Origin of the sequence: Caloranaerobacter ferrireducens (genome assembly GCF_001730685.1) — a bacterium.
In the GTDB taxonomy this organism is placed as follows: Bacteria; Bacillota; Clostridia; order Tissierellales; family Thermohalobacteraceae; genus Caloranaerobacter; species Caloranaerobacter ferrireducens.
Genome location: NZ_MDJR01000003.1, coordinates 202,838 through 227,441 on the forward strand (window position 1 = coordinate 202,838; position 24,604 = coordinate 227,441).

26 protein-coding genes and 1 riboswitch are annotated in these 24,604 nt (G+C 28.8%); of the genes, 23 read left to right on the forward strand and 3 right to left on the reverse strand.

The window, feature by feature from the left end; genetic code table 11:
- The first annotated feature begins 1 nt into the window (after position 1).
- From fmt to BFN48_RS12450, 12 genes are all read left to right on the forward strand, one after another.
- Positions 2-931: a methionyl-tRNA formyltransferase gene (gene fmt, locus BFN48_RS07120; protein WP_069650245.1), complete on the forward strand. Its 930-nt coding sequence runs from the start codon at positions 2-4 to the stop codon at positions 929-931.
- A 16-nt stretch (positions 932-947) separates the two neighbouring features.
- Positions 948-1,700, forward strand: a complete 753-nt coding sequence (locus BFN48_RS07125; protein WP_069650210.1) for a DUF116 domain-containing protein — start codon at positions 948-950, stop codon at positions 1,698-1,700.
- Positions 1,701-1,702: 2 nt separating this feature from the next.
- The gene (locus BFN48_RS07130; protein ID WP_069650211.1) at positions 1,703-2,395 is read left to right on the forward strand and encodes a zinc metallopeptidase; all 693 of its coding nucleotides are present in this window, start codon (positions 1,703-1,705) and stop codon (positions 2,393-2,395) included.
- Positions 2,396-2,438: 43 nt separating this feature from the next.
- A complete protein-coding gene (rsmB, locus tag BFN48_RS07135; protein WP_242863237.1) occupies positions 2,439-3,779 on the forward strand; it encodes a 16S rRNA (cytosine(967)-C(5))-methyltransferase RsmB in 1,341 nt (446 codons plus the stop codon).
- A gap of 63 nt (positions 3,780-3,842) precedes the next feature.
- Positions 3,843-4,880 carry a dual-specificity RNA methyltransferase RlmN gene (rlmN, locus tag BFN48_RS07140; RefSeq protein ID WP_176718844.1) on the forward strand — a complete coding sequence of 346 codons (1,038 nt, stop codon included), beginning with the start codon at positions 3,843-3,845 and terminating at the stop codon, positions 4,878-4,880.
- Positions 4,881-4,941: 61 nt separating this feature from the next.
- Positions 4,942-5,676, forward strand: coding sequence for a Stp1/IreP family PP2C-type Ser/Thr phosphatase (locus BFN48_RS07145; protein WP_069650214.1), 735 nt, complete (start codon positions 4,942-4,944; stop codon positions 5,674-5,676).
- 16 nt (positions 5,677-5,692) lie between these two features.
- A complete protein-coding gene (gene pknB, locus BFN48_RS07150; protein WP_069650215.1) occupies positions 5,693-7,690 on the forward strand; it encodes a Stk1 family PASTA domain-containing Ser/Thr kinase in 1,998 nt (665 codons plus the stop codon).
- 12 nt (positions 7,691-7,702) lie between these two features.
- Positions 7,703-8,578, forward strand: a complete 876-nt coding sequence (rsgA, locus tag BFN48_RS07155; RefSeq protein ID WP_069650216.1) for a ribosome small subunit-dependent GTPase A — start codon at positions 7,703-7,705, stop codon at positions 8,576-8,578.
- 2 nt (positions 8,579-8,580) lie between these two features.
- A complete protein-coding gene (gene rpe / locus BFN48_RS07160; protein WP_069650217.1) occupies positions 8,581-9,243 on the forward strand; it encodes a ribulose-phosphate 3-epimerase in 663 nt (220 codons plus the stop codon).
- Positions 9,244-9,274: 31 nt separating this feature from the next.
- A riboswitch (TPP riboswitch) is annotated at positions 9,275-9,378 on the forward strand.
- 224 nt (positions 9,379-9,602) lie between these two features.
- Positions 9,603-10,145 (forward strand): energy-coupled thiamine transporter ThiT, encoded by a 543-nt coding sequence (thiT, locus tag BFN48_RS07165; RefSeq protein WP_069650218.1) that lies wholly within the window; start codon positions 9,603-9,605, stop codon positions 10,143-10,145.
- Positions 10,146-10,158: 13 nt separating this feature from the next.
- On the forward strand, positions 10,159-10,794 hold the full coding sequence (locus BFN48_RS07170; RefSeq protein WP_069650219.1) for a thiamine diphosphokinase: 636 nt from the start codon (positions 10,159-10,161) through the stop codon (positions 10,792-10,794).
- Positions 10,795-10,901: 107 nt separating this feature from the next.
- Complete coding sequence (locus BFN48_RS12450) at positions 10,902-11,066, forward strand: hypothetical protein (protein WP_176718845.1); 165 nt, start codon at positions 10,902-10,904, stop codon at positions 11,064-11,066.
- Positions 11,067-11,261: 195 nt separating this feature from the next.
- Here the strand turns inward: BFN48_RS12450 and rpmB are convergent, their stop codons facing one another.
- A complete protein-coding gene (gene rpmB, locus BFN48_RS07175; RefSeq protein WP_069650220.1) occupies positions 11,262-11,453 on the reverse strand; it encodes a 50S ribosomal protein L28 in 192 nt (63 codons plus the stop codon).
- Between the two features lie 329 nt (positions 11,454-11,782).
- Between rpmB and BFN48_RS07180 the strand changes: the two genes are divergently transcribed.
- The 6 genes from BFN48_RS07180 to BFN48_RS07205 all read left to right on the forward strand — a co-directional run bounded on the left by BFN48_RS07180 (position 11,783) and on the right by BFN48_RS07205 (position 17,733).
- Positions 11,783-12,139 carry an Asp23/Gls24 family envelope stress response protein gene (locus BFN48_RS07180; RefSeq protein WP_069650221.1) on the forward strand — a complete coding sequence of 119 codons (357 nt, stop codon included), beginning with the start codon at positions 11,783-11,785 and terminating at the stop codon, positions 12,137-12,139.
- Positions 12,140-12,157: 18 nt separating this feature from the next.
- Positions 12,158-13,777, forward strand: coding sequence for a DAK2 domain-containing protein (locus BFN48_RS07185; protein ID WP_141706136.1), 1,620 nt, complete (start codon positions 12,158-12,160; stop codon positions 13,775-13,777).
- Between the two features lie 139 nt (positions 13,778-13,916).
- Positions 13,917-15,977, forward strand: a complete 2,061-nt coding sequence (gene recG / locus BFN48_RS07190) for an ATP-dependent DNA helicase RecG (protein WP_069650222.1) — start codon at positions 13,917-13,919, stop codon at positions 15,975-15,977.
- 267 nt (positions 15,978-16,244) lie between these two features.
- On the forward strand, positions 16,245-16,799 hold the full coding sequence (gene rsmD, locus BFN48_RS07195) for a 16S rRNA (guanine(966)-N(2))-methyltransferase RsmD (protein WP_069650223.1): 555 nt from the start codon (positions 16,245-16,247) through the stop codon (positions 16,797-16,799).
- A gap of 4 nt (positions 16,800-16,803) precedes the next feature.
- On the forward strand, positions 16,804-17,283 hold the full coding sequence (coaD, locus tag BFN48_RS07200; RefSeq protein WP_083238847.1) for a pantetheine-phosphate adenylyltransferase: 480 nt from the start codon (positions 16,804-16,806) through the stop codon (positions 17,281-17,283).
- A gap of 3 nt (positions 17,284-17,286) precedes the next feature.
- Positions 17,287-17,733: an ATPase gene (locus tag BFN48_RS07205; protein ID WP_069650225.1), complete on the forward strand. Its 447-nt coding sequence runs from the start codon at positions 17,287-17,289 to the stop codon at positions 17,731-17,733.
- Between the two features lie 139 nt (positions 17,734-17,872).
- On the opposite strand, the gene ylbJ is transcribed toward BFN48_RS07205, so the two are convergent.
- Positions 17,873-19,144, reverse strand: a complete 1,272-nt coding sequence (gene ylbJ, locus BFN48_RS07210; protein WP_069650226.1) for a sporulation integral membrane protein YlbJ — start codon at positions 19,142-19,144, stop codon at positions 17,873-17,875.
- Between the two features lie 81 nt (positions 19,145-19,225).
- Here ylbJ and BFN48_RS07215 point away from each other — a divergent pair, with 81 nt between their 5' ends.
- Complete coding sequence (locus BFN48_RS07215; protein WP_423230244.1) at positions 19,226-20,011, forward strand: patatin-like phospholipase family protein; 786 nt, start codon at positions 19,226-19,228, stop codon at positions 20,009-20,011.
- A gap of 116 nt (positions 20,012-20,127) precedes the next feature.
- Here the strand turns inward: BFN48_RS07215 and BFN48_RS07220 are convergent, their stop codons facing one another.
- Positions 20,128-21,390: a nucleotidyltransferase gene (locus tag BFN48_RS07220; protein ID WP_069650228.1), complete on the reverse strand. Its 1,263-nt coding sequence runs from the start codon at positions 21,388-21,390 to the stop codon at positions 20,128-20,130.
- A gap of 217 nt (positions 21,391-21,607) precedes the next feature.
- On the opposite strand from BFN48_RS07220, the gene BFN48_RS07225 reads away from it, so the two are divergent.
- The 4 genes from BFN48_RS07225 (at position 21,608) to fapR (ending at position 24,602) form a co-directional block, all read left to right on the forward strand.
- Positions 21,608-22,798 (forward strand): acetate/propionate family kinase, encoded by a 1,191-nt coding sequence (locus BFN48_RS07225; RefSeq protein WP_069650229.1) that lies wholly within the window; start codon positions 21,608-21,610, stop codon positions 22,796-22,798.
- Between the two features lie 109 nt (positions 22,799-22,907).
- On the forward strand, positions 22,908-23,417 hold the full coding sequence (locus BFN48_RS07230; protein ID WP_069650230.1) for a YceD family protein: 510 nt from the start codon (positions 22,908-22,910) through the stop codon (positions 23,415-23,417).
- An 18-nt stretch (positions 23,418-23,435) separates the two neighbouring features.
- On the forward strand, positions 23,436-23,615 hold the full coding sequence (gene rpmF, locus BFN48_RS07235; RefSeq protein ID WP_054870322.1) for a 50S ribosomal protein L32: 180 nt from the start codon (positions 23,436-23,438) through the stop codon (positions 23,613-23,615).
- A 426-nt stretch (positions 23,616-24,041) separates the two neighbouring features.
- The gene (fapR, locus tag BFN48_RS07240; RefSeq protein ID WP_054870321.1) at positions 24,042-24,602 is read left to right on the forward strand and encodes a transcription factor FapR; all 561 of its coding nucleotides are present in this window, start codon (positions 24,042-24,044) and stop codon (positions 24,600-24,602) included.
- The last annotated feature ends 2 nt before the right edge of the window (positions 24,603-24,604 follow it).

A 24,604-nucleotide genomic window follows, 5' to 3' on the forward strand; every position in this document is an offset into this window, starting at 1 on the left:
TATGAAAGTGGTTTTTATGGGAACTCCAGATTTTGCAGTACCTACACTTAAAAGGATACATGAAAGTAAATATAATATACCTTTGGTAATTACTCAACCAGACAGACCTAAAGGCAGAGGAAAAAAACTAGCTTCTCCTCCAGTTAAGGTAGAAGCTGAAAAGTTAGGAATTAAAGTGTTTCAGCCAGAAAATGTAAATACAAAAGAGACTATTGAGTTATTGGAAAGTATATCACCAGATGTGATAGTGGTTGTAGCATATGGGCAAATTCTAAAAGAAGAAATCTTGAATTTACCTAAATATGGGTGCATTAATGTACATGCTTCACTACTACCGTATTATAGAGGAGCTGCACCAATAAACTGGGCAATTATTAATGGAGAAAAGAAAACGGGAATAACAACTATGTATATGGATAAAGGATTAGATACAGGTGATATGCTTCTTAAAAAAGAAATTTTAATAGGGGAAAACGAAACAGCAGGTCAGTTACATGATAGATTGAAGGAAATTGGAGCAGAATTACTTGTAGAGACTTTACATTATATTGAAAAGGGGCAAATAGAAAGGACCCCACAGGATAATAGTATAGCTACCTATGCTCCAATTTTAAATAAATCTATTGGGAATATAAATTGGGAAAAAACAGCTGTTGAAATTCATAATCTAGTAAGAGGCTTAAATCCTTGGCCTTGTGCCTATTTTGAATATAATAGCATGAAAGTCAAAGTTTTTGTTACAGAAGTTTGTAAAGAAACTAAAGAAGGTAATATAGGTCAAGTTGTGAAAGTTAATAATGAAGGAATTTATGTTAGTACAGCTAAAGATTGCTTAGTTATAAAAGAACTGCAATTTCCAAATAAGAAAAGAATGAAGGTTTCAGAGTATCTAAAGGGTAATGAATTTCCTACAGGTATAATATTAAAATAATTTGGAAGTGAATTACATGAAAAAGGATAAGTTTAGTTTTATATGCACATTATCAATATTATTTATAACTTTAATATTAATAATTTATTTTGGTTTTTACCTGGCATTTAGCAATTCAATTGATATATCAAGAATGGTATTGTTGATTGTTTCAATTATTTTAATATTTTTTACTTTTAATATTTTAATAGGGATATTATTGATCTATATTTTAACTACTGGTAAAAACTTATCGAATATAAGTTACCAATATCTAAAAAAAATGAATAAAGCTTTATTTCCAATTCTAGTTTTTATAGCTAAAGTATTTAAATTGGATAAGGATAGTATTAGAAGAGTTTTTGCAGATATAAATAATTTATTAGTAAAGACAAAGAATATTAATATAAATAGTGAAGATATTCTTATTCTTATACCGCATTGTTTACAAAGTTCAGATTGTAAGTATAAAATTACACATGATATAAATAATTGTAGAATGTGTGGTAGATGTGATATAAGTGATATATTAAAATTAAGTAGAGAATATAATGTAAAAACAGTTGTTGCTACTGGTGGAACTTTAGCTAGAGAATGGATTAAAAAGAATAGACCAAAAGCAATTATTGCTGTAGCCTGTGAAAGAGATTTAGCAAGTGGGATTAATGATGTAAGAAAAATACCGGTAATAGGAGTTATTAATAAAAGACCTAATGGACCTTGTTTTGATACTAGGGTTAATATAAAAAGATTAGAAGAAGCTATAAAATTTTATCTTAAGGAGGTTTAAAAATGTATCATTATGGATACTATGGAATAGATCCAACTTTTATATTAGTGTTACCTGCAATAATATTTGCTATGTATGCTCAAGCTAAAGTCCAAACAACTTTTAATAAGTATCTTAGTGTAGGGAATATTTCGGGATATACTGGAGCGCAAGTTGCAAGAATGATACTTGATAGAAATGGTCTTTATGATGTAAGAATTGAACTAATCGGAGGAAGACTCACTGATCATTATGACCCGAGAAATAAAGTTCTAAGACTTTCAAGAGAGGTTTATAGTGGAACATCGGTTGCTTCGATAGGAGTAGCTGCACATGAAGTTGGTCATGCAATACAACATGCAAATGGATATTTTCCATTAATTCTAAGAAACAACATTGCACCTGTGGCAAGTTTTGGAGCTAGATTTGTTTGGATATTAGTTTTTGCTGGATTTATTTTACATGCATATGGTTTGATTCAATTAGGGATATTACTTTATTTAGCGGTAGTAGCTTTTCAGATTATTACACTGCCTGTTGAGTTTAATGCAAGTCATAGAGCTCTTGTTCAGCTTCAAAATGGTATAATAACTTATGAAGAAGCAAGTCCAGTTAAAAAGGTTTTAAGAGCCGCGGCTTTAACATATGTTGCTGCTACACTAGTTGCAATTGGTCAGTTATTGAGATTGATAATATTAAGTAATAGACGAGATTAAAGGGGACAGCCCCTTTATTTTTTTGATGGAGGGAAAATACATTATGAAAAATTCAAGAGAAATTGCCTTGAAAATACTGTATGAAGTAGATGTGAAAAAAGCCTACTCTAGTATATCGGTAAATAAGAATTTGAGATCAAATATAAATGAACTAGATGAATTGTTTATTAGAGAATTAGTATATGGTGTATTAGAGAATTTAATATTTATAGATTGGATTATTAAAAAATATTCAAAAATTAGATTTAGTAAAATATCACCGATAGTGAAAGAAATTTTAAGAATGGGAATTTATCAGATAATTTTTATGGATAAAGTGCCAGATAGTGCTGCATGTAATGAATCAGTTAAGTTAGCGAAAAAATATAGCCATAAGGGAACTATTGGTTTTGTTAATGGAGTGTTGCGTACTATTTCTCGAAATAAAAATAATATTGAAATTCCTAATAAAGAGTTAGAGCCCATAAAATATCTTTCAATAAAATATTCACATCCAGAATGGATGATTAAAAGATGGGTTGAAGAATTTGGTTTTGAGTTTACTGAAGCACTATGTATGGCTAATAATAAAAAGCCTAAGTTAAATATAAGAGTAAACACATTAAAAATTAGTAGAGATGAACTTATGAAAAAATTCAATAATAAGGGTTTGGAAGTTTATGAGACTAAATATGCAGACGATGGGATAATAGTTGAAAATCCTATCAGAATCACTGATACAGAAGAATTCAATAAAGGGTATTTTCAAATTCAAGACGAAAGTTCAATGCTTGTAGGGCAGATACTGAATCCTAAAGAAGATAGTTTAGTTTTAGATGTGTGTAGTGCACCTGGAGGCAAAACTACCCATATAGCTCAGAAGATGAATAACAAAGGCAAAATTATTGCTAGAGATATACATGAACATAAACTTAAGTTAGTTGAGCAAAATGCAAAAAGGTTAGGCATCGATATTATTAATACGGAAGTTTTTGATGCTTTAGTGTTAGATACTGACTTAGTAGGAAAAATAGATTACTGTGTAGTAGATGCTCCATGCTCTGGATTTGGGTTAATAAGAAGAAAGCCAGAAATAAAATATAATAGAACTTTAGAAGATATAAAAGAGATTAATGAGATACAGTATAGTATTCTTAAAAATAGTAGCCGTTATTTGAAACAAAATGGTATTTTAGTATATAGTACATGTACAATAGAAAAAGAAGAAAATATAAGACTAATTAACAGATTTTTATCAGAAAATCCGATGTATAGACTTGTTCCAATAGAAGAAATTAAGTGCGATGATATAAAAATTAGCAGTAAAAATGGATATATTGAACTTTTTCCAAATATCCATGGAACAGATGGATTTTTTATTGCAAAATTGATTAAAATTTACTAGTAATCACTATACGATTAAATATGCTATAATAAAAAGATGGAGAGTAAAATTAGGAGGGATTTTTTGGATAAAAAAGATTTAAAATCTTTAACATTAGATGAATTAAAGAATTTATTTGAAAGTATTGGAGAAAAATCTTTTAGAGGCAAGCAAGCTTTCAAATGGATTCATCAGAGAATGATAAATTCAATAAACGATATAACTGAGTTTTCCAAAACATTAAAGGACAAGCTAAATTATGAATATAAAATAACTAAATTGCAAATAGTTAAAAGATTTGATTCAAAAATTGATGAAACAAAAAAATATCTTTTTTTACTTGAAGATGGTAATATAATAGAAAGTGTTATGATGAAGTATAAACATGGAATATCTGTTTGTATTTCTACACAAGTTGGTTGTAAGATGGGATGTTCGTTTTGTGCTTCCACAAAAGGTGGTTTTGTACGAAATCTTACACCAGGTGAGATTGTTGATCAAGTATATCAGATACAAAAGGACTTAGATGTTAAAGTAAGTAACATAGTTTTAATGGGAAGTGGGGAACCTTTGGATAATTTTGATAATGTAATAAAGTTTTTGGAGCTTATACATTGTAAAAGCGGACAAAACTTAGGATATAGACATATTACTCTTTCTACCTGTGGAATAGTACCTAAGATTTATGAGTTAGCGAATCTTAAGATACCTATTACATTATCAATATCATTACATTCGGCATTTGATAATGAAAGAAGAAAAATTATGCCAATAGCTAATAAATATACAATTAAAGATATATTAGATGCTTGTAAGTATTATGTTAGTAAAACAAATAGAAGAATTACTTTTGAATATACATTGATTAATGGTGTAAACGATTCTGTAAGGCATGCTAATGAGTTGACTAAATTACTATCAGGTATCTTATGCCATGTGAATTTAATACCATTAAATCCAATAAAAGAGGCTAATTTCAAGACTTCAAAAGATGCAAATGTGTTAAAATTCAAAGAGATACTTGAAAGTAGAAATATAAATACTACTATTAGGAGAGAAATGGGTGGAGATATTAATGCAGCTTGTGGTCAGTTAAGAAGAGATTATATGAATAAAGTATAAAGACAATTATTTTATTACACACAAAAATATAAGATTTTGTTTTTAAAAGTGAGGGGATAATATGGATGTTGGTTTTTGCACTGATACAGGTATAGTAAGAGAGATTAATCAAGATTCATACTATTGTTCCGATATTGATGAGTTACCGTTATTTGTTGTAGCTGATGGTATGGGTGGTCAAAATGCAGGTGAGGTTGCCAGTATGCTTGCAATAAGTACGGTAAAAGAGGTATTATATGAATTTAAAGATAAACTATTAAACAATGAAATTGAGATACCTTATTTTATTAATTTAGCTTTATCAAAAGCAAATTATAGAATTTACAAACAATCTTTAGAAAATGAAAAGTTTTCAGGTATGGGAACAACTATTACGTTGGCTTTTATTAAAAATAACAAAATATATATTGGTCATGTTGGAGATAGTAGAGCTTATTTGATTAGAAAAAATGATTTAATCCAGCTAACACAAGACCATTCTTTAGTAGCTGAGTTGGTTAGAAATGGAAGTATAACGGAAGAAGAAGCGATTAATCATCCGCAAAAAAATATTATAACTAGAGCTATAGGTACAGAAGAAGAAGTAAAGATTGATATAATTAGTAGAGATATTTTAAGTGGAGATATTATTATTTTATGTACTGATGGTTTATCAAATATGGTTAGTAATAAAGATATTTTGAGAGTAATGTTATTATCAGAGAATATGCAGGAAGCTTGTGACAAATTAACACATATAGCAAATGAACACGGTGGTTTCGATAATACTACAGTATTAGCAATAAGAATTGAATAGAAAAGAGGTGAGAATAGTGAAAGGTAAGCTTTTGGGAGATAGATATGAAATAGTTGAGAAAATTGGTAGTGGAGGTATGGCTTTAGTATATAAAGCTAAGTGTAGATTATTGAATAGATATGTCGCAGTAAAAGTATTAAGAACTGAATTTATAAATAATGAAGAATTTATTAATAAGTTTAGAAGAGAATCGCAAGCAGCTGCAAGTCTTTCACACCCTAATATTGTAAATATTTATGATGTAGGTGTAGAGGATGATATATATTATATAGTTATGGAGTATGTAAAAGGTAAAACATTAAAAGAACTTATTAGAGAAAAAGGGAAATTAAGTTATGAAGAAACTATTGATATAGCTATACAGATAGCTAGAGCATTAAGCCATGCTCATAAAAATCATATAGTTCATCGAGATATAAAACCTCATAATATTTTAGTGTCTGAAGATGGAAAAATCAAAGTTACAGATTTTGGAATAGCTAAAGCAGCTACTACTTCTACAGTTACTAATACTAGTAATGTAATTGGTTCTGTTCATTATTTCTCACCTGAGCAAGCAAGAGGAGGATATACAAATGAAAAATCAGACATATATTCTTTAGGTATAGTAATGTATGAAATGGTTACAGGCAGGGTGCCTTTTGAAGGCGATAGTCCTATTTCAGTTGCTATTAAGCATATACAAGAAGATATTGTTACTCCAAGACAATTTGTTCAGACTATTCCAGAAAGTTTAGAAAAAATCATTTTAAAATGTGTTGAAAAGGACCAAAGTTTGAGATACGATAGTGCTGAAGAATTATTAAAGGATCTTGAAAAAGCTAAAGAATCAAGAGATGGAAGTTATATAGAAATTAATAATTTTGATGATTCACCTACACGAGTAATTCCAGTGATAAAGGATGATATGCTTATGGATAAAAGAAGTAATAACAAGAATAAAAATAAAAATAAAAATAAAAAGAATAAGAATAAGTCAAATAAAGTAATAACAATTTTTGCGATATTATTAGCATTAATCTTTACTACTGCTTTAGCTGTAGGTTTTTTATACATTAAAGATTATTTGTTTGTTGAAGAAGTGGATGTACCTTTAATTATTGGTTTGCATGAGGATGTTGCAAAGCAGAAGATTGAAAGTTTAGGTCTAAAGTTTGTTGTTAAGAAAAGAGTTTATAATAAAGATTATAAAGAAGGATATATCATATCACAGAATATCGATCCTGAAGACAAGGTAAAAATAGGTTATCCAATAGAAGTAGTTGTAAGTAAAGGTGAGAAATTAGTAAGAGTGCCTGATTTACTTAATAAATATTCTAGTGATATTGAAGTGGCTTTAAGTGAAGTTGGTCTTAAAAAAGGTAATATTGATTATAAGTTTAGTGATATTTATCCTGAAGGGATAATAATTAGTCAAAAACCTGAACCATTATCAATGGTTCCAGAGGGTACTGAAATAGATTTTGTAATTAGTCAAGGGCCAGAAATAAGTTATGTAATTATGCCTAATCTAATTGGTTTAAATTTAGAAAATGCCAAGAGAGAAATTATATCTAAAGGATTTGTTTTAGGAGAAGTAAAATATGAGTCCAATAATGATATTCCAAAGGATTTAGTAGTATGGCAAAGCTATCCAGCAGGGGCTGAAGTTGAAGAAAATACTACAGTTGATTTAATTGTAAGTAGTGGGCCAAGCACGGCAGGACAGAATGATAATAATTTAACAGAAAATAATGAGGATATAAATGAAAAAGATCAAGTGGCTCAGGATGAACAAGATAATATACAAGAGCAAGAAAAAGTTTTGCAGTTAATTATTCCTCTTCCACAAGATAGGGAAAAAGTAGAAGTGAAAATATATAAGATACAAGGACAATCTAAAGAGGTTATATATAATAAAGTTCATGAAACCAAAGAAGAGCGAATATCTGTAACTATTTCAGGAAAAGGTGAGGTTAAATATGAAATATATTATGATGGAGAATTTTATGAACAGAAAGTTATTAACTTCTAAGGAGGTTAGTTAATGCTAGAAGGGATAATTATTAAAGGAATAGGAGGTTTTTATTACGTAAAGGTTGATAATAAAGTATATGAATGTAGAGCTAGAGGGGTTTTTAGAAAAAAGAAAATTACTCCATTAGTAGGGGATAGAGTAAGAATAAGAATTTCACGTGAAGATAATACAGGTTTTATTGAAGAAATTTTTGAAAGAAAAACTGAGTTATTTAGACCTCCTGTTGCAAATGTAAATCAAGTTATAATAGTTTTTGCAGCAAAAAGTCCAGATCCAAATTTATGGTTATTAGATAGATTTTTACTTCTAGCAGAATCTAAAGATTTAGATATAGTTATTTGCTTCAATAAAATAGATTTAATATCAAAAGAAGAATTAAATTTTCTAAATGGTATTTACTTGAATGCAGGATATAAAGTTATTAATACAAGTTGTATTTTAGGAGTCGGAGTTGATGAATTAAGATATACATTAGTAGATAAGATAACAGTTTTTGCAGGACCTTCAGGAGTTGGAAAATCAACCCTACTTAATAGTATACAGCCTGATTTGCAGTTAAAAACAGGGGAAGTTAGCCATAAGACTAATAGGGGCAGACATACTACTAGAAGAGCAGAGTTATTAGAGTTAGACGTAGGAGGTTGGGTGGTTGATACTCCTGGCTTTAGCTCATTAAATATTGATTTTATGAAAGAAGAAGATTTAGGTTTATATTTTAGAGAAATTAATGAGTTTAGTGGAGATTGTAGGTTTGTGGGCTGTAGGCATTATAAAGAACCTGATTGCTCTGTTAAGAAAGCGGTTGAAGAAAATAAGATTAGTAAGACTAGATATGATAATTATCTGATGTTTTTGGAGGAACTTAGGAAAAATAGGAGGTATTAGATATGGTTAAAATAGCACCATCAATTTTGTCAGCAGATTTCAGTAGATTAGGTCAAGAAATAAAGAAGGCAGAAGAGGGCGGAGCTGATTTAATACACCTAGATGTTATGGATGGGAGATTTGTACCTAATATTACTATTGGACCACCAGTTATTAAATATTTAAGAAAAGTAACTAAGTTACCTTTTGATGTCCATTTGATGATTGAAGAACCTGAAAGGTATATAAAAGAATTTGTTGATTCTGGAGCAGATATTATTACTGTGCATCAAGAAGCAACAGTACATTTACACCGAACTATCCAGCAAATAAAAAGTTATGGCATAAAAGCTGGTGTTGCATTAAATCCTTCTACGCCTCTTTCTACTATCGAATATATAATTGAAGATATTGATATGGTATTAATAATGACTGTAAATCCAGGCTTTGGTGGTCAAAAATTTATAAGTAATATGGAAACGAAAATAAGAAAATTGAGAGATTTAATAAACGAAAAGAATTTAAATGTTGATATTGAAGTTGATGGCGGCATAAAGTTAGAAAATGCAGATAAAGCTGTTAAATGTGGAGCAAATATCTTAGTAGCAGGTTCTGCTGTGTTTAAATCAGATGATGTTGCTGAAACGATTAAAAAATTCAAACAAGTTATTACTTTACAATATTAAATATTATTGTTATAATAAAGGCGAAAACTAAATATACCACTAGGGGAGCCTTTTCGGCTGAGAGGAAACTTTAAGTTTCGACCCTTTAACCTGAACTAGGTAATTCTAGCGTAGGGAATGTGGTTAGCTTTAACATTACCTATGTGGTAATGTTTTATTTGTGTTGCAGTTAAGGCTTCCATTATTTGCTATGGAAGTCTTTTATTTTTTTATAATCCATAGGGAATTATATACCTTGTTAAATTGTGGATAATTTAAAATATTATTTCCGTTTATGGATACAGGCAAAATCTTCTTTTTGATTTATTTAAATCGAAGATTTTGTTCTAAAATTAAAAAAGATTAAAGGAGGCATTTTTATGGAAAGAAGTATGAAAATTAGAATGTTAACAGAAGGAGGAGTTATGGTAGCACTTGCTTCAATTTTAAGTATGCTCAAGGTATACGAAGCGCCTTTTGGTGGTTCTGTAACCGCAGGTAGTATGATACCAATAATTATATTTGCTTTAAGATGGGGCATAATGCCAGGATTATTTGTAGGTTTAGTTTATGGTGTTATTCAATCAATATTAGGTCTTTACTTTGTACATCCTATTCAATATTTATTAGATTATCCTATAGCTTTTGCACTTTTAGGTTTAGCTGGTATTTCAAAATCTTTGAGTAATAAAGTAAAAAACAGATATTTAAATCTTTTTATAGGAGTTTTTATAGCTATATTTGGTAGATTTGTATCACATTTATTGTCTGGGGTTATATTTTTTGCAGAGTATGCTCCAGAGGGTATGAATCCATGGCTATATTCAGCAATCTATAATGGAAGTTATTTAGGTATAGAATTGATTATATCACTAGTATTAGTACTATTATTAAATAAACCAATCCAAAGATTAAATAGTTAACTTGGGAGGAAATATGAAAGCCTTAATAGTTTCAAGTGGGAATATGGAAAATCTTAATATAATAAAAAGGTTATGTGAAGATGTTGATTTAGTTGTTTGTGCTGATGGGGGTGCGGATTTAGTAGTAAAAGCAGACTGCATACCAGGCATTGTTATTGGCGATTTAGATTCTATAGAAAAAAACACATTGAATAGGTTAAAGGGCTATAAAGTTAAATTTATAAAATTCCCTACTAAAAAAGATAAAACAGATACTGAATTAGCAATTGATTATGTAATTGGAGAAGGTTTTAATGAAATAGTATTGGTTGGAGTTACAGGCACAAGATTAGATCATACTTTAGCTAACATATTTTTGTTATATTCTTTACTACAAAAAGGGGTTAAAGCTACTATAATAGATGATCATAATGAAATACTTATAACAAAGGATGAATTAGTTCTTTATAAAGATGAGAAAAAATATGTTTCAATTATTCCATTTAAAGGAGATTTGTTAGGCGTTACATTAAAAGGATTTGAATATGAAGTAGAAAAAAAGAATATTAAATTTAGTTCAACACTTGGCATAAGCAATATTTTAATATCTGATACAGGAGTTATTAAAGTAGAAGATGGAGTATGTTTAGTTATAAAGTCTATAGATTAAAAGCAGTATGCGACCTTTGGTCGCATTTTTGTTATCCAAAATATGTAGTAACAATATTTATTGTAATGAATAAAATATATTATAGTAGCCTTTAGGGAGTGGTTAATATGAGAAAAATATTTCTTAAGAAAAATATAAAACAAATAATTGGTGTTTTGCTTGCTGTTGTAGGTTCAATAATTGTGATTCAAGTTGTACCTATATCAGTATGGATTTTCTTTTTGGGGGTTTTATTGATTTTGATCGGATGGGTATTTTATAGAATGTTATAGAGGTGGTGCATTTGAAAAAAATAAAGAGAACGTTAATAATGGTTTTATCAGTTATTTTAATTAGCTTGATTTTCTATATGTTACCGAGCTGGGTTATATTATCATTTATTGGAATCAGCCTAATATGGATAGGCTGGTATTTGTATAGTACTTAACTAAATTAAAAGGCTTCCAACATTTAGGAAGCCATTTAAACTATAAAGCTCTTTCAACTTTACCTGATCTTAAACATCTAGTACAAACTCTTATTCTTTTTGGAGTACCATTAACAATAGCTTTTACTCTTCTGATATTTGGTAACCAAGTTCTTTTATTATGACGGTTAGAGTGGCTTACTTTGAAACCTGATACTTTTCCTTTACCGCACACTTCGCAAACTCTTGACATAAAAACACCTCCTCAGTTCTAGTACTAAAAAGCCCCTATAAAAACATTACTATTTTAACATAACAAGGATTATTTTTGCAATAAAAAGATGCAAATATACTAAGTTTAAATAGAAAAGTCTTTTAATTAAGGATTAATATTTAAATTATTTATATATTTAATAAATTTATAAAGACTCTAATATATTAATATACTAGACAATAAAATCTTCCTCAATTTATTTAAATCGAAGATTTTGTTCTAATTCCTTTTGAGTTATAAAAGTCAAGTTGAATAAGGCAAAATAATAGGGTATTATATATATATAATAGTTCTAAAGGAGGATTATAATGCCAGGTAAATTAAGTAATAAGTTTGGTTCAATAAATATTGATGATAATGTGCTTGCTATAATAGCAGGTTTATCTGCTATGGAGTGTTATGGCTTAGTAGGTATGGCAAGTCGAAATGCAACCGAGGGTTTGGTAGAGTTATTAAGAAGAGAGCATTTGACAAAAGGTGTAAAAGTTCATACTGAGGATAATAGAATTATTATTGATTTGTATGTTATAGTACAATTTGGAACAAAGATTTCAGTAGTTGCAAACAACATAATAGAGAAAGTAAAATATAATATTGAGAGCTTGACAGGTTTGACTGTAGAAAAAGTTAATATTAATGTTCAAGGTGTCAGAGTACAAAAGTAGGTTAAGGAGGTACTAAGATTGAAAATTGAATACATAGATGGAGTTTTGCTAAAAAATATTTTTATAGGAGCAGCAAATACATTAGAAAAAAATAAACAAGTAGTAGATTCTCTTAACGTATTTCCTGTACCAGATGGAGATACTGGTACAAACATGTCATTAACGATGCAGTCAGCAATAAAGCAGGTAAAGAGCCTAAATAGTGAAAAAATCGAAGATATTGCCAAAGCTGCTTCAAATGGTTCTCTAATGGGAGCAAGAGGAAATTCAGGAGTAATTTTATCACAGTTATTTAGAGGTTTCGCTAAAGGCTTAAAAGGTGTTGAAAGAATTGATGTAGAAATACTAGCTAAAGCTTTTAAATCAGCTTCAGACACTGCTTATAAAGCTGTAATGAAACCGATAGAAGGTACAATATTGACAGTAGCGAGAGAATGTGCAGAAAAAGCTTTAGAAATAGCAAAAAAAGAGAAGGATATTATAAAGTTTCTAGAAGAAGTGATTAAACATGGTGAAATAACTTTGAAAAAAACACCTGAAATGTTACCTGTTTTGAAACAAGCGGGTGTAGTGGATGCTGGTGGAAAAGGATTATTATATATTTTACTAGGTGCTTTAGATGTTATAACGATCGGTGATAGTGCTTTACTTGAAGATGATATAGATATCGAAGTAGAGGATAGTATTAATGTTGAAAGATTTGATGAAGATATTAAATTTGGTTATTGCACAGAATTTATTATTAATAGTGAAAACATGGATGTAAATAAATTCAAACAAGAAGTTATGGAACTGGGAGATTCTTTACTTGTTGTAAGTAATGACGAAGTTACAAAAGTTCACATTCATACAAATAATCCAGGGATTGTTTTAGAAAAAGCACTTGCAATAGGTGAACTAACTAATATTAAGATTGATAATATGAGATATCAACATAAAAATAGAATAATAGAAGAAGAGAAAGCTGTAGATTTGAGTAGAAAAAAATATGGTTTTATAGCTGTAGCTATGGGCGAAGGGATAGCAAATGTTTTTAAAGATTTAAATGTTGATTTTATTATACATGGTGGGCAAACAATGAATCCAAGCACTGAAGACATATTAAAAGCAGTAAGAAGTGTAAATGCAGAAAACATAATAATATTACCAAATAATAGTAATATTATTCTAGCGGCTAAACAAGCTAAAGAATTAAGTGATGAAAATATAGAAGTATTACCAACTAAGAGTGTACCTCAAGGAATTTCAGCTCTCTTAAGTTTTGATGAAGATTTGGAACTTGAAGAGAATATTAACAATATGATAGAATCTATTAAATCAGTAAAGACAGGACAAGTTACTTTTGCTGTTAGGGATACAGTAATAAATGATATAGAAATTAAAAAGGATGATATTATAGGAATTGGTGAAGGCGAAATCAGATCAGTTGGAAATGATATTACTCAAGTTTCAATTAATTTATTAAAAGATATAGTTGATGAAAATAATGATTTAATTACGATATTCTACGGAGAGGATATTTCTGAAGAAGAAGCAGAAGCTTTAGCAGAAGTTATCGAAGATGAAATTGAAGATTGTGATGTAGAAGTTGTTTATGGTGGGCAACCATTGTATTATTATATTTTTTCAATAGAATAATTACAATAGCTAAGTTTTACTTAGCTATTGTTTTTTGTTATAATCCATTTAAGGATTTCAACAAAATCTTCTTTATAATTTATTTAAATCAAAGATTTTGTTCTAATTCATATAGAAAGTAAAATTAGAGGTGAAAAGATTGAATAGCCTTAATACACCTATACAATTTATAAAAGGAGTAGGTCCTAAAAGAGCAAAACTATTAAAAAGGATTAATATAGAAACAGTTAAGGATTTACTTTATTATTTTCCAAGAGCATATGAAGACAGGAGAAAAACGGATAAAATAATAAATGTAAGAAATGACGAAAAAGCGAATTTGAAAGTTATTGTTGTAGGCTCACCTTCAGTGAAAAAACCAAGAAAAGGTCTTTCAATTGTTAAAATACCTGTTAGAGATGAAACAGGATTAGCTTTTTTGGTATGGTTTAACCAGGAATATATTAAAAAGCAGTTTAAAATAGGAGAAGTATTAAAGGTAAATGGAAAAGTGAAAAAAGTATTTAATGAAATACAAATTCAGAATCCTGTGTTCGAGAGAGAAGATGAAAATGATAAAATAGGAAAAATCATTCCTATTTATCCACTTACTAAAAAGTTAAAAAATAGCGATATGGTTAAACTAGTTAAGAAAGTATTAGATGAGTATTTGAATTGTATTGAAGATATAATGCCAGAATATATTAAAAAGAAATATAATTTATGTTCAATTTATACAGCAATAAGTAATATACATTTTCCAAAGGATAGATATTCATATATTGAAGCTAAGAAAAGACTTGTATTTGAAGAGCTTTTTATTTTGCAGTTAGGGTTAAGACTTATAAGAAATAGATATGTAGAAAATGCACAAGGGATTAAATTTTCACAAGTGACAGAAATAAATAAATTAATAGATTCTTTACCATTTAAGCTAACTAATGCACAAAAAAAGGTTTATGAAGAAATATGTTTAGATATGGAATCAAACAGACCAATGAATAGATTAGTACAAGGAGATGTTGGTTCAGGCAAAACTATTATTGCAGTATTAGCAATGTTTAAAGCAGTTAAATCAGGTTATCAAGCAGTTATGATGGCACCTACAGAGATTTTAGCAACGCAGCATTATGAAAATGTGAGTAGTTTATTAGAACGGTTTGGTATTAAAGTCAGTTTATTAGTAGGAAGTATGTCTAATAAGAAAAAAAAGGAAATATTAGAGAAAATAAAGGAAGGAACAGTTGATATTGTAATTGGTACGCATGCACTAATACAAAAAACTGTAGAGTTTCATAAGTTAGGGCTTGCAATTACTGATGAACAACATAGATTTGGAGTTAGACAAAGGTCAGCTCTTTCACAAAAAGGATTAAATCCTGATGTTTTAGTTATGACAGCGACACCAATACCAAGAACATTGGCACTAATATTATATGGGGATCTAGATATTTCTATTATTGATGAATTGCCACCTGGAAGGAAAAAAGTGAAGACCTATGTGGTAAATGCAAGTATGAAAGGCAGAGTATATGATTTTATTAAAAAAGAAGTAAACAAAGGTAGACAGGTTTATATGGTCTGTCCTTTGATAGAAGAGTCTGATACGTTAGATTTACAATCAGCTATAAAATTATATGAAGAGCTAAAAGATAACATTTTTAAAGATTTTAGACTTGGATTGCTACATGGGAAATTATCAGCTACTGAAAAGGATGCTATAATGACAAAATTTAAGAATGGAGAGATTGATATACTTATTTCAACAACAGTTATAGAGGTAGGAGTAAATATTCCTAATGCTAATATTATGGTGATAGAAAATGCTGAGAGATTTGGACTTTCTCAGCTTCATCAACTTCGTGGTAGAGTTGGTAGAGGTGAGCATCAATCATATTGTATCCTTATAAATGAAAGTAAAAGTAAAATTTCTATTGAAAGAATGAAAATAATGGAGAAATCCAATAATGGATTTGAAATATCAGAAAAAGATCTTGAATTAAGAGGACCAGGTGAGTTTTTTGGGACAAGACAACATGGGTTGCCTGATTTAAAAATTGCGAATTTATTTACCGATATTAAAATGCTGAAATTAGCACAAAAAGAAGTTTTTGAGATTCTAGAAGAAGATCCGTTTTTAGATTTACCTAAACATTCAAGTTTGAAGCAAAAGATTTATGAAATATTTGAAGAGAAGTTAAATGATATTTCCCTAAATTAATAAAATAACCTATTAGAAAGATGCATTTAGCATCTTTTTTGTTTTAAGTTGTGTATAGGACTTAATAAATATTTTTATAATCCATAGAAAATTATATTCCTTTATTTATTTATGGATAAATTTGAATATAATTTTCGTTCATGGATTTCAATAAAATCTACCTTAATTTATTTTAATCTAAGATTTTATTCCTAAGTTAGATAATTTTGTTTGTAAAAAAAATATAATATGCTAAAATATTATTATTAGAAGTAAGGAGGAATAATTTTGCGTGTAATTACAGGAACTGCTAAGGGTCATAGATTAAAGGTTCCTAAAGGTTTAAGTGTTAGACCAACTACAGATAGAATAAAGGAATCACTTTTTAATATTTTAGGAAATAATTTAAAAGATTGTGTAGTATTAGATTTATTTGCAGGCTCTGGTAGTATAGGTATAGAATTTTTGAGTCGTGGTGCTAAAGAATGTTATTTTATAGATAATAGTATTATAAGTATAAAAACTATAAAAGAAAATTTGATCAAAACAAATTTAATAGATAAGAGTTATGTTTATAAAAATACTGCTGAAAAAGCTATAAAAAAATTAGGAGCTAGAGGAGTAAAATTTGACTATATTTTTATGGATCCACCATATGAAAAAGGTTTAGTAATTCCGACTTTAGAAATTATAGCAGCTGAGAATTTATTAGAAGAAGAAGGTATAATAATAATTGAGCATGAGAGTAGATTAGATTTATTAAGCGAAATTATCTCGTTTGTAAAAGTTAGAGAAAACAATTATGGAAGTACTAAAATAACTTTTTATGGGCTTAGGAGGTAAATTAATGATTGTCGTATATCCTGGAAGTTTTGATCCTGTAACGAATGGGCATTTAGACATTATTGAAAGATGTTCTAAAAAGTTTGAAAAAGTTATTGTTGCAGTTTTAAATAATCCATCCAAAAAACCAATGTTTACAGTTGAAGAAAGAGTTGAACTTTTGAGAGCGGTTACTAAGGAATATAAAAATGTAGAGATTGATAGTTTTTCTGGATTATTAGTTGAGTATGTTAGAAAAAGAAATATATCATTTATCATAAAGGGTTTAAGAGCTGTTTCAGATTTTGAATATGAACTGCAAATGGCAATGATGAACAGAACTCTTGATAATAATGTAGAGACTTTATTTCTTATGACTAATAGTAAGTATTCTTTTTTAAGTTCTAGTTTGGTAAAAGAGGTTGCAAAACTAAATGGTGATATTTCCAATATTGTACCCAAAGAAGTAGAAAAAGCAATACTAAATAAGATAAAGGGGGCTTAGAAAATGGATGTTATTAAATTATTAGACGAGCTTGAAGATATTATAGATGGAAGCTCATCAATTCCTTTTGCTGGAAAAGTTTTAGTTGATAAAGAGGAATTATTAGAAATTATTAGAGAAATAAGAATAAAATTGCCGGATGAAATTAAACAAGCAGAATGGATAAAAGAAGAGAGACAAAGAATTTTAGTAGAAGCTCAGAATGAAGCTGATACAATTATTGATGAGGCTAGATTACATATAGAAGAGATGATAGAAAAAGATGAAATAACTAAAAAGGCTCAAGAAAGAGCGGAAGAGATTATAAATAAGGCTAAATCAAACGCAAAAGAGATAAGAATAGGCGCAAGAGAATATGCAGATGAATTGTTAAAAAATGTACAGGATAATCTAAAATCTATAATAACTACACTTGAAAAAAACAGAGAAGAATTAAGAGGGCTTAAATAAAGGCTTCTTTAAAGAGAAGCCTTTATAGATTTTTAGTTGTTTTTTTATAATCCATAGGAAATTATAAACTATATTGAAATGTGGATAATTTTAAATATAATTTCCGTAATGGATTTCAACAAAATCTACCTCAATTTATTTAATCGAAGATTTTGTTCCTTTTGATAACTGAAAGGCTAGTAATTAATGATATTAGTATAATTATTGAAAGTATAGATATTTGCAATATAGTAGAAAATTTAAAAATATCGAACCATTTTTCAAAAGAAGCAGTATCAGTGTAAGCATACGAAGCATAAACAGGTGTGTCTATCGGTAATTTTATAAAAATACTGCTTATTAAAACAGTATAAATACTAGCAAAGATACCGTGAAGCAGTTTTGATAACAAATATACACTGATTTTTAAGTCTGTCTTAGATATGAAGCTTGAAGCTTGACTATGTATTGATATGCCACTCCATGCAATGATAAAATTAATTGTTACTAGTTTTACTAAAATAGGAACAGAAGAAATACTGGCAATATTCTTACATCCAACAGTCATTTCTATCAGTCCCGAAATAAAAGCTTTAATTAGTTCTTTATTAGAAATGAATGGTATAAAAGAAATTATGCTACTTAATAGATTAATAATACCAGTAATATTTAATATCTCAATAATAACCGAATATAAAATGATAAATCCACCTATGATTAACATAGTATTAAAAGATTCTTTTACAGCATCTCCTAATATTAATCCAATACCTCTATTATCTTTTTTTCTAGCTAAAATTAACTCGTCAAAAGCTGTTTTAATTAAATTTTTTTTATTGTTGTTTATTACTTTTGGTTTATCAAGTTTAATACCATAATATCTAAAAAATAAACCTACTGTAATTGCCCCTAAATAATGTGGGATTGCAATCAAAAGCCCTAAATTTGGCATTTTTAACATACCTACTGCTACAGCACCTATCATAAATAACGGTCCCGAAGTGCTAGCAAATGAAATAAGTCTTTGAGCTTCAATTCTTGTTAAAACTCCTTGAGTTCTAAGTTTTGTAGTTAATTTTACACCAACAGGATATCCTGAAGTAATACTCATTGCAAATGGAAAAGCTGCTTCTCCAGGAAGATTAAAAATTGGTTTCATGATTGGACTTAAAAGAGTTCCTATAAAATTTACGACTCCCAGTCCTATTAAAACTTCAGCACTTATGAAAAAAGGAAGTAATGAAGGTAAAACGATATAAAACCATGTATTTAGACCGTCTATTGCTGCGTTAATTGTATTTTTTGGAAATATAACTAACGAAAAAATTATAAAGATTGTTATTAAAGCTGGTAAAATAGTTAATAAATATTTAGATTTTTTAATTGTGATTAATGTTAAAAATAGGAATAAAATAAAAAGTATTTGTGTCATAAATGACCTCCTATAAATGTTATGGTATATATATATTTGTTATAATATATTAATATGATAGTAGCATTTTAATTGAGTGGGGTGAGAAATTTGGGAGAAAAAAAGAAAATTGGTTTAGCTTTAGGTTCGGGCGCTGCTAGAGGACTAGCTCATATAGGGGTATTAAAAGCTCTCGAAGAAAATAATATAGAAATAGATATAGTATCGGGAAGCAGTGCTGGAGCTCTGATTGGAGCAGTATACTGTTGTGGTGTAAAATCTAAAATGATTGAAAATATAGCATTAAATATAGATCGTAAGTTATGGGTTGATTTAACTGTTCCAAAACGAGGGTTTATTAAAGGAAAGAAAGTAGAAGAGTTAGTTAAATTATTAACTGGAAATCGAAATATAGAAGATTTAGATAAAAAATTATCTATAGTTGCTACTGATTTAAAGACTTCTAGTGAATATGTTTTTACGAAAGGTCCGATTTACAAAGCAGTTAGGGCAAGTATATCAATACCGGGCATATTTGAACCTGTAAGATATGAAAATATGATATTAGTAGATGGTGGTGTAATTGATAGAGTGCCAGCATCAGTTGTAAAAGATATGGGAGCAGATGTAGTAATAGCAGTTGATGTTGGTTTCAGTGGTGAACCTGGCAGAATTAATCATATTTTTGATGTTATATTACAGTCAATAGATGTTATGTCAAGGCAAATATCAACAGATAAGATAATAGCAGCTGATATACTAATTGAACCTGATGTTTCACATATAAAGCCTTCAAGATTTGATAAGGTTGAAGAGTGTGTAGCTAAGGGGTATGAAGCAACAATGGAAAAGATGGAAGAGATAAAAAGAATTATAGAAGGAAAATAGATGGAGATTATCCATCTATTTTTATAATCCATAGGAAATTATAGACCTTATTGAATTATTGATAATTTAAATATAATTTCCGTTTATGGATTTCAACAAAATTTTCCTTAATTTATCTAAATCGAAGATTTTGTTATGTATGGGCTTATAAGATAGTCTAAATCAAATTTTTTACCGTTATAATTTGGTAGACCTAAGAAATAAATATCAGTTGCTCGTTTATCTATTTCAATAATTTTGTTTAAGTTATCGTCATTGATTTTTTTATAGTTAGCAAACTTTGTTATTATAGGGAATTTAGCTTTTTTTCTAGCTTTGTTAAGTAGAAATTTTCCTTTTTGATTAAAGCCCAGTACTCTAATATATAAATTATCTTGCAAATAAAGTTTAGAAAGAGTTTTTTTATCCAAGCCAATAATCATTTGCATAAGTAACCTTTGCAATCTTGTGTATGTATATCTTTTAGTTTTGATACAATCCAAGATATTTTTAACAGTTATGTTTTCTTTTATACAATTTAAAATTCTGTTTTCAAGCCCATTTTCAATATCAAATAGATCTATTAGACTTTCTTTATTAAATCTAGCTATATGGTATTGAATAATTTGTATATAATTTTCAATATTGTTGAAAGAACCATATTTGTTTAAAAATTTTTTTAAATGAGAATATGTAGCATTAGGAACAGCTGTTTTAATATTTTCTATTCCATTTGAGCTTCTAAAGATTTCATTACGAATTGCAGTGGCACTAGAAATTTTACCTGTCATGTTAATATCGTGATATTCTGCTTTTATTCTTTTTATAGTATAAGGTTTTATATTACTGTTTATTTTTTTTAAAGCTTTTAAGTATTCTATTGCTAAAATATTATTTGGACTTGAAATAATTTTGTTTATATTATTTGAGTTAATATTTTTTGATTTTAAGTAATCAGATACGGCTAAACTTCTTGCTTTCGGATAAGTGCATCCTGTTGATAGATATTTTTTTAGGAAATATTTAAATTCTTCTGTTTCATCTACAAGGATATTAGAAATTATGTCTAGTTCATTTAAATTGCCTACTTCACTTCCAAAGCATAAACAGTCTACAATGCCTAAACCATCCAAGATTTTAATTGAGCCGTAAGCGAAAAATTCTGCACTTTGTGAAGAATATATAGTAGGAAGTTCTATTACTAAGTCTATACCTGAATCAATTGCCATTTTAGCTCTAGTCCACTTATCTACTAAAGCAGGTTCTCCTCTTTGTACAAAATTGCCACTCATTATACTTATTGAATAATCGCAACCTGTTATTTCTTTAGATTTTTTTAAATGATAAAGATGACCATTATGAAATGGATTGTATTCTGTTATTAATCCTAGTACTTTCATAACATCCTCCACTTAATAATTTAAAATTTAACTTTATTTTAATATTTTAATTGCTAATAAATTATATCATACTTATTTTTTGAAAAAAATAGATATAAAAAGATATAAAAGTTCGAATTAAGTCAATAATATTAAAAATATAGCGTATTTGGTTGATTTTTTTCTTTAATTATAATAATATGAATATTGGTACAAAATCATTTTTAGGAGGTATGTTATGAAGATACTAGTTATAAACTGTGGTAGTTCATCTTTAAAATATCAGTTAATTGATATGACTAATGAAGAGGTTTTAGCAAAAGGTTTAGCTGAAAGGATAGGAATTGACGGCTCAAGAGTAAAACACAGAACAATAGGTAAAGAAGAAGTTATTATTGAGAAGCCAATGTCAAATCACAAGGTAGCTTTGGAAATTGTACTAAATGCACTTACAGACTCTGAGCATGGTGCTATTAAATCAATGGAAGAGATAAGTGCTGTTGGTCACAGAGTAGTACATGGTGGAGAAAAGTTCTCTGGTTCTGTAGTTATTGATGATGAAGTACTAAAAGTTTTAAGAGAATGTGCAGATTTAGCACCATTACATAACCCACCTAACATTATGGGAATTGAGGCATGTCAAGAATTAATGCCTAATACTCCTATGGTAGGTGTGTTTGATACAGCATTCCACCAAACAATGCCAAAGTCTTCATACATCTATCCACTTCCATATGAGCTGTATGAAAAGTATGGAATAAGAAAATATGGATTCCATGGTACATCACATAAATACGTGTCAAACAGAGCTGCTGAAATTTTAGGAAAGGATATTAATGAATTAAATATCATAACATGCCACTTAGGTAATGGAGCAAGTTTAGCTGCTGTTAAAAAAGGTAAGTCAATTGATACAAGTATGGGCTTTACACCATTAGAAGGTCTTGCTATGGGTACAAGATGTGGAGATATTGACCCAGCAATAGTAACATTTTTAATGGAAAAAGAGAATATGTCAACTAGTGAAGTAAATAACTTACTAAATAAAAAATCAGGTGTTTTAGGTATATCAGGTGTAAGCAGTGACTTTAGAGACATAGAAGAAGCAGCTGCTAAAGGAAATGAAAGAGCACAATTAGCCTTAGATAAGTTTACAAGCAGAGTTAAAAAATATGTAGGAGCATATGCAGCTATAATGGGTGGAGTAGATGTAATTGTATTTACAGCTGGATTAGGAGAGAATTCACCAGAAACTAGAGAAGCTGTTTGTGAAGGATTAGAATTTATGGGTGTAGAAATAGATAAAGAGAAAAATAAAGTAAGAGGTAAAGAAACTATTATAAGTACTGAAAATTCTAAGGTTAAAGTATTAGTTGTACCTACTAACGAAGAACTTATGATAGCAAGAGAGACTAAAGCTTTAGTATAGGCAGGATTTACCTGCCTTTAACTTATATTAAAATACTGTAATATAGTTCTTGACAAATGAGGTTTACCTTTATATAATAAAATCTGGCAACATTCAAGAGGTGAACATAATGAAAGTAGATATTTCAAAACTTCTCGATGGAACTGTTGAAGTAATTAATTTTTGTAAGAATGTTGATATACCTAGTTTAACAGTAAAAGGTAGAGAGATTGAGTTATTAGCTCCTGTGAACATAGATGGTGGAATATACAGGGCTGACGAGGATTTATTTATAAATGCGACAATTACTTATACTTATAAGGAGAATTGTGCTAGATGTCTAGCAGAATTTAGTAATAAAGTAAGTACAGTTCTGTTGGGAAGACTTGTTGAACAAGATAATAATGTTTCAGAAGAGGAAATTGATGAAATTTTAGTTGTATACAAAGAGAGCATAGTGGATTTACAAGAGTTTATAAATTCTGCTATTTTGCTTTCTTTGCCTATGAAGGCGCTTTGTAATGAAGCTTGTAAAGGGCTATGCCCTAAATGTGGTCAAAATTTAAATTTACAAAAGTGTAATTGCGAAGATGACTTTATTGATCCTCGTTTTGCAAAATTAAAAGAATTATTGGACTGACTTAAGGAGGTGTTATTAATGGCAGTACCAAAGCGTAAAGTATCAAAAGCTAGAAGAGATAAAAGAAGAGCATCAAATTTTAAGGCGTATGCACCAAATTTAGTTGAGTGCCCACAATGCCATGAACCAAAGTTACCACACAGAGTTTGCGGTTCATGTGGATATTACAAAAATAAAGAAGTTATAGAGGTTGAATAATTAGGATAGTGATTTAAATCACTATCTTTTTTTTATAATCCATAGGAAATTATAATAAAATCTTATATTTAATAAAAAAATCAATGTTGATTTTATTGAAACTTTGTCTGGCATGCTTACATGCTAGAGTCATTATAAACCTTATTAAATTGTGGTTAATTTTAAATATAATTTCCGTTTATGGATATAGGCAAAATCTTACTTATAATTTATTTAAATCTAAGATTTTGTTCTAATCTTTTGGTTACAATTTGAATCTTAAAAATACATAATTTTTAGGATAAGGGCTCTTAAATTTGCATTTTTTGTTTACAAAAGTTAAATCTAAAAATATAGACGATAAAATACTTGATTTTTTTTATACTATAATATATACTAACTATTAGTAATAGGTACTAAATACAAGTAATAACTCGAGGTGAAAAGATGGCTAATAAAAGGCTACCTAAAAAAGAAAGACAGAAAAGATTAAAAGAAAAACTAAAAGAAGATCCTTTTTTGACAGATGAAGAATTAATGCAAATTTTTAATGTTAGTATTCAGACTATAAGATTAGACCGTCTTGAACTAGGTATACCTGAGTTAAGAGAAAGAATAAAAAATGTGGCTGAACTTAACTACTCTAAAGTTAGGGCAATCGGAGGAACTGAAATAGTAGGAGAGTTAGTAGATTTAAAATTAGGGAAAAGTGGAATTTCAATTTTAGAAACTAATAATGAGATGGCATTTAAAAAAACAAATATCATAAGAGGTCATCATATATTTGCACAAGCTGAGTCTCTTGCTATGGCTGTTATTGATGCAGATGTAGCACTAACAGGAGTTGCCAATATTAAGTACAAAAGTCCAGTTTATGCTGGACAAAAGCTTATTGCAAAAGCAGAAGTTGTAAGGATAAGAGGAAATAAATATTTTGTACATGTTTTTACATATGTTGGACAGGAACAAGTTTTTAGGGGTAAGTTTATTTTAGTATCGATAGAATAAGA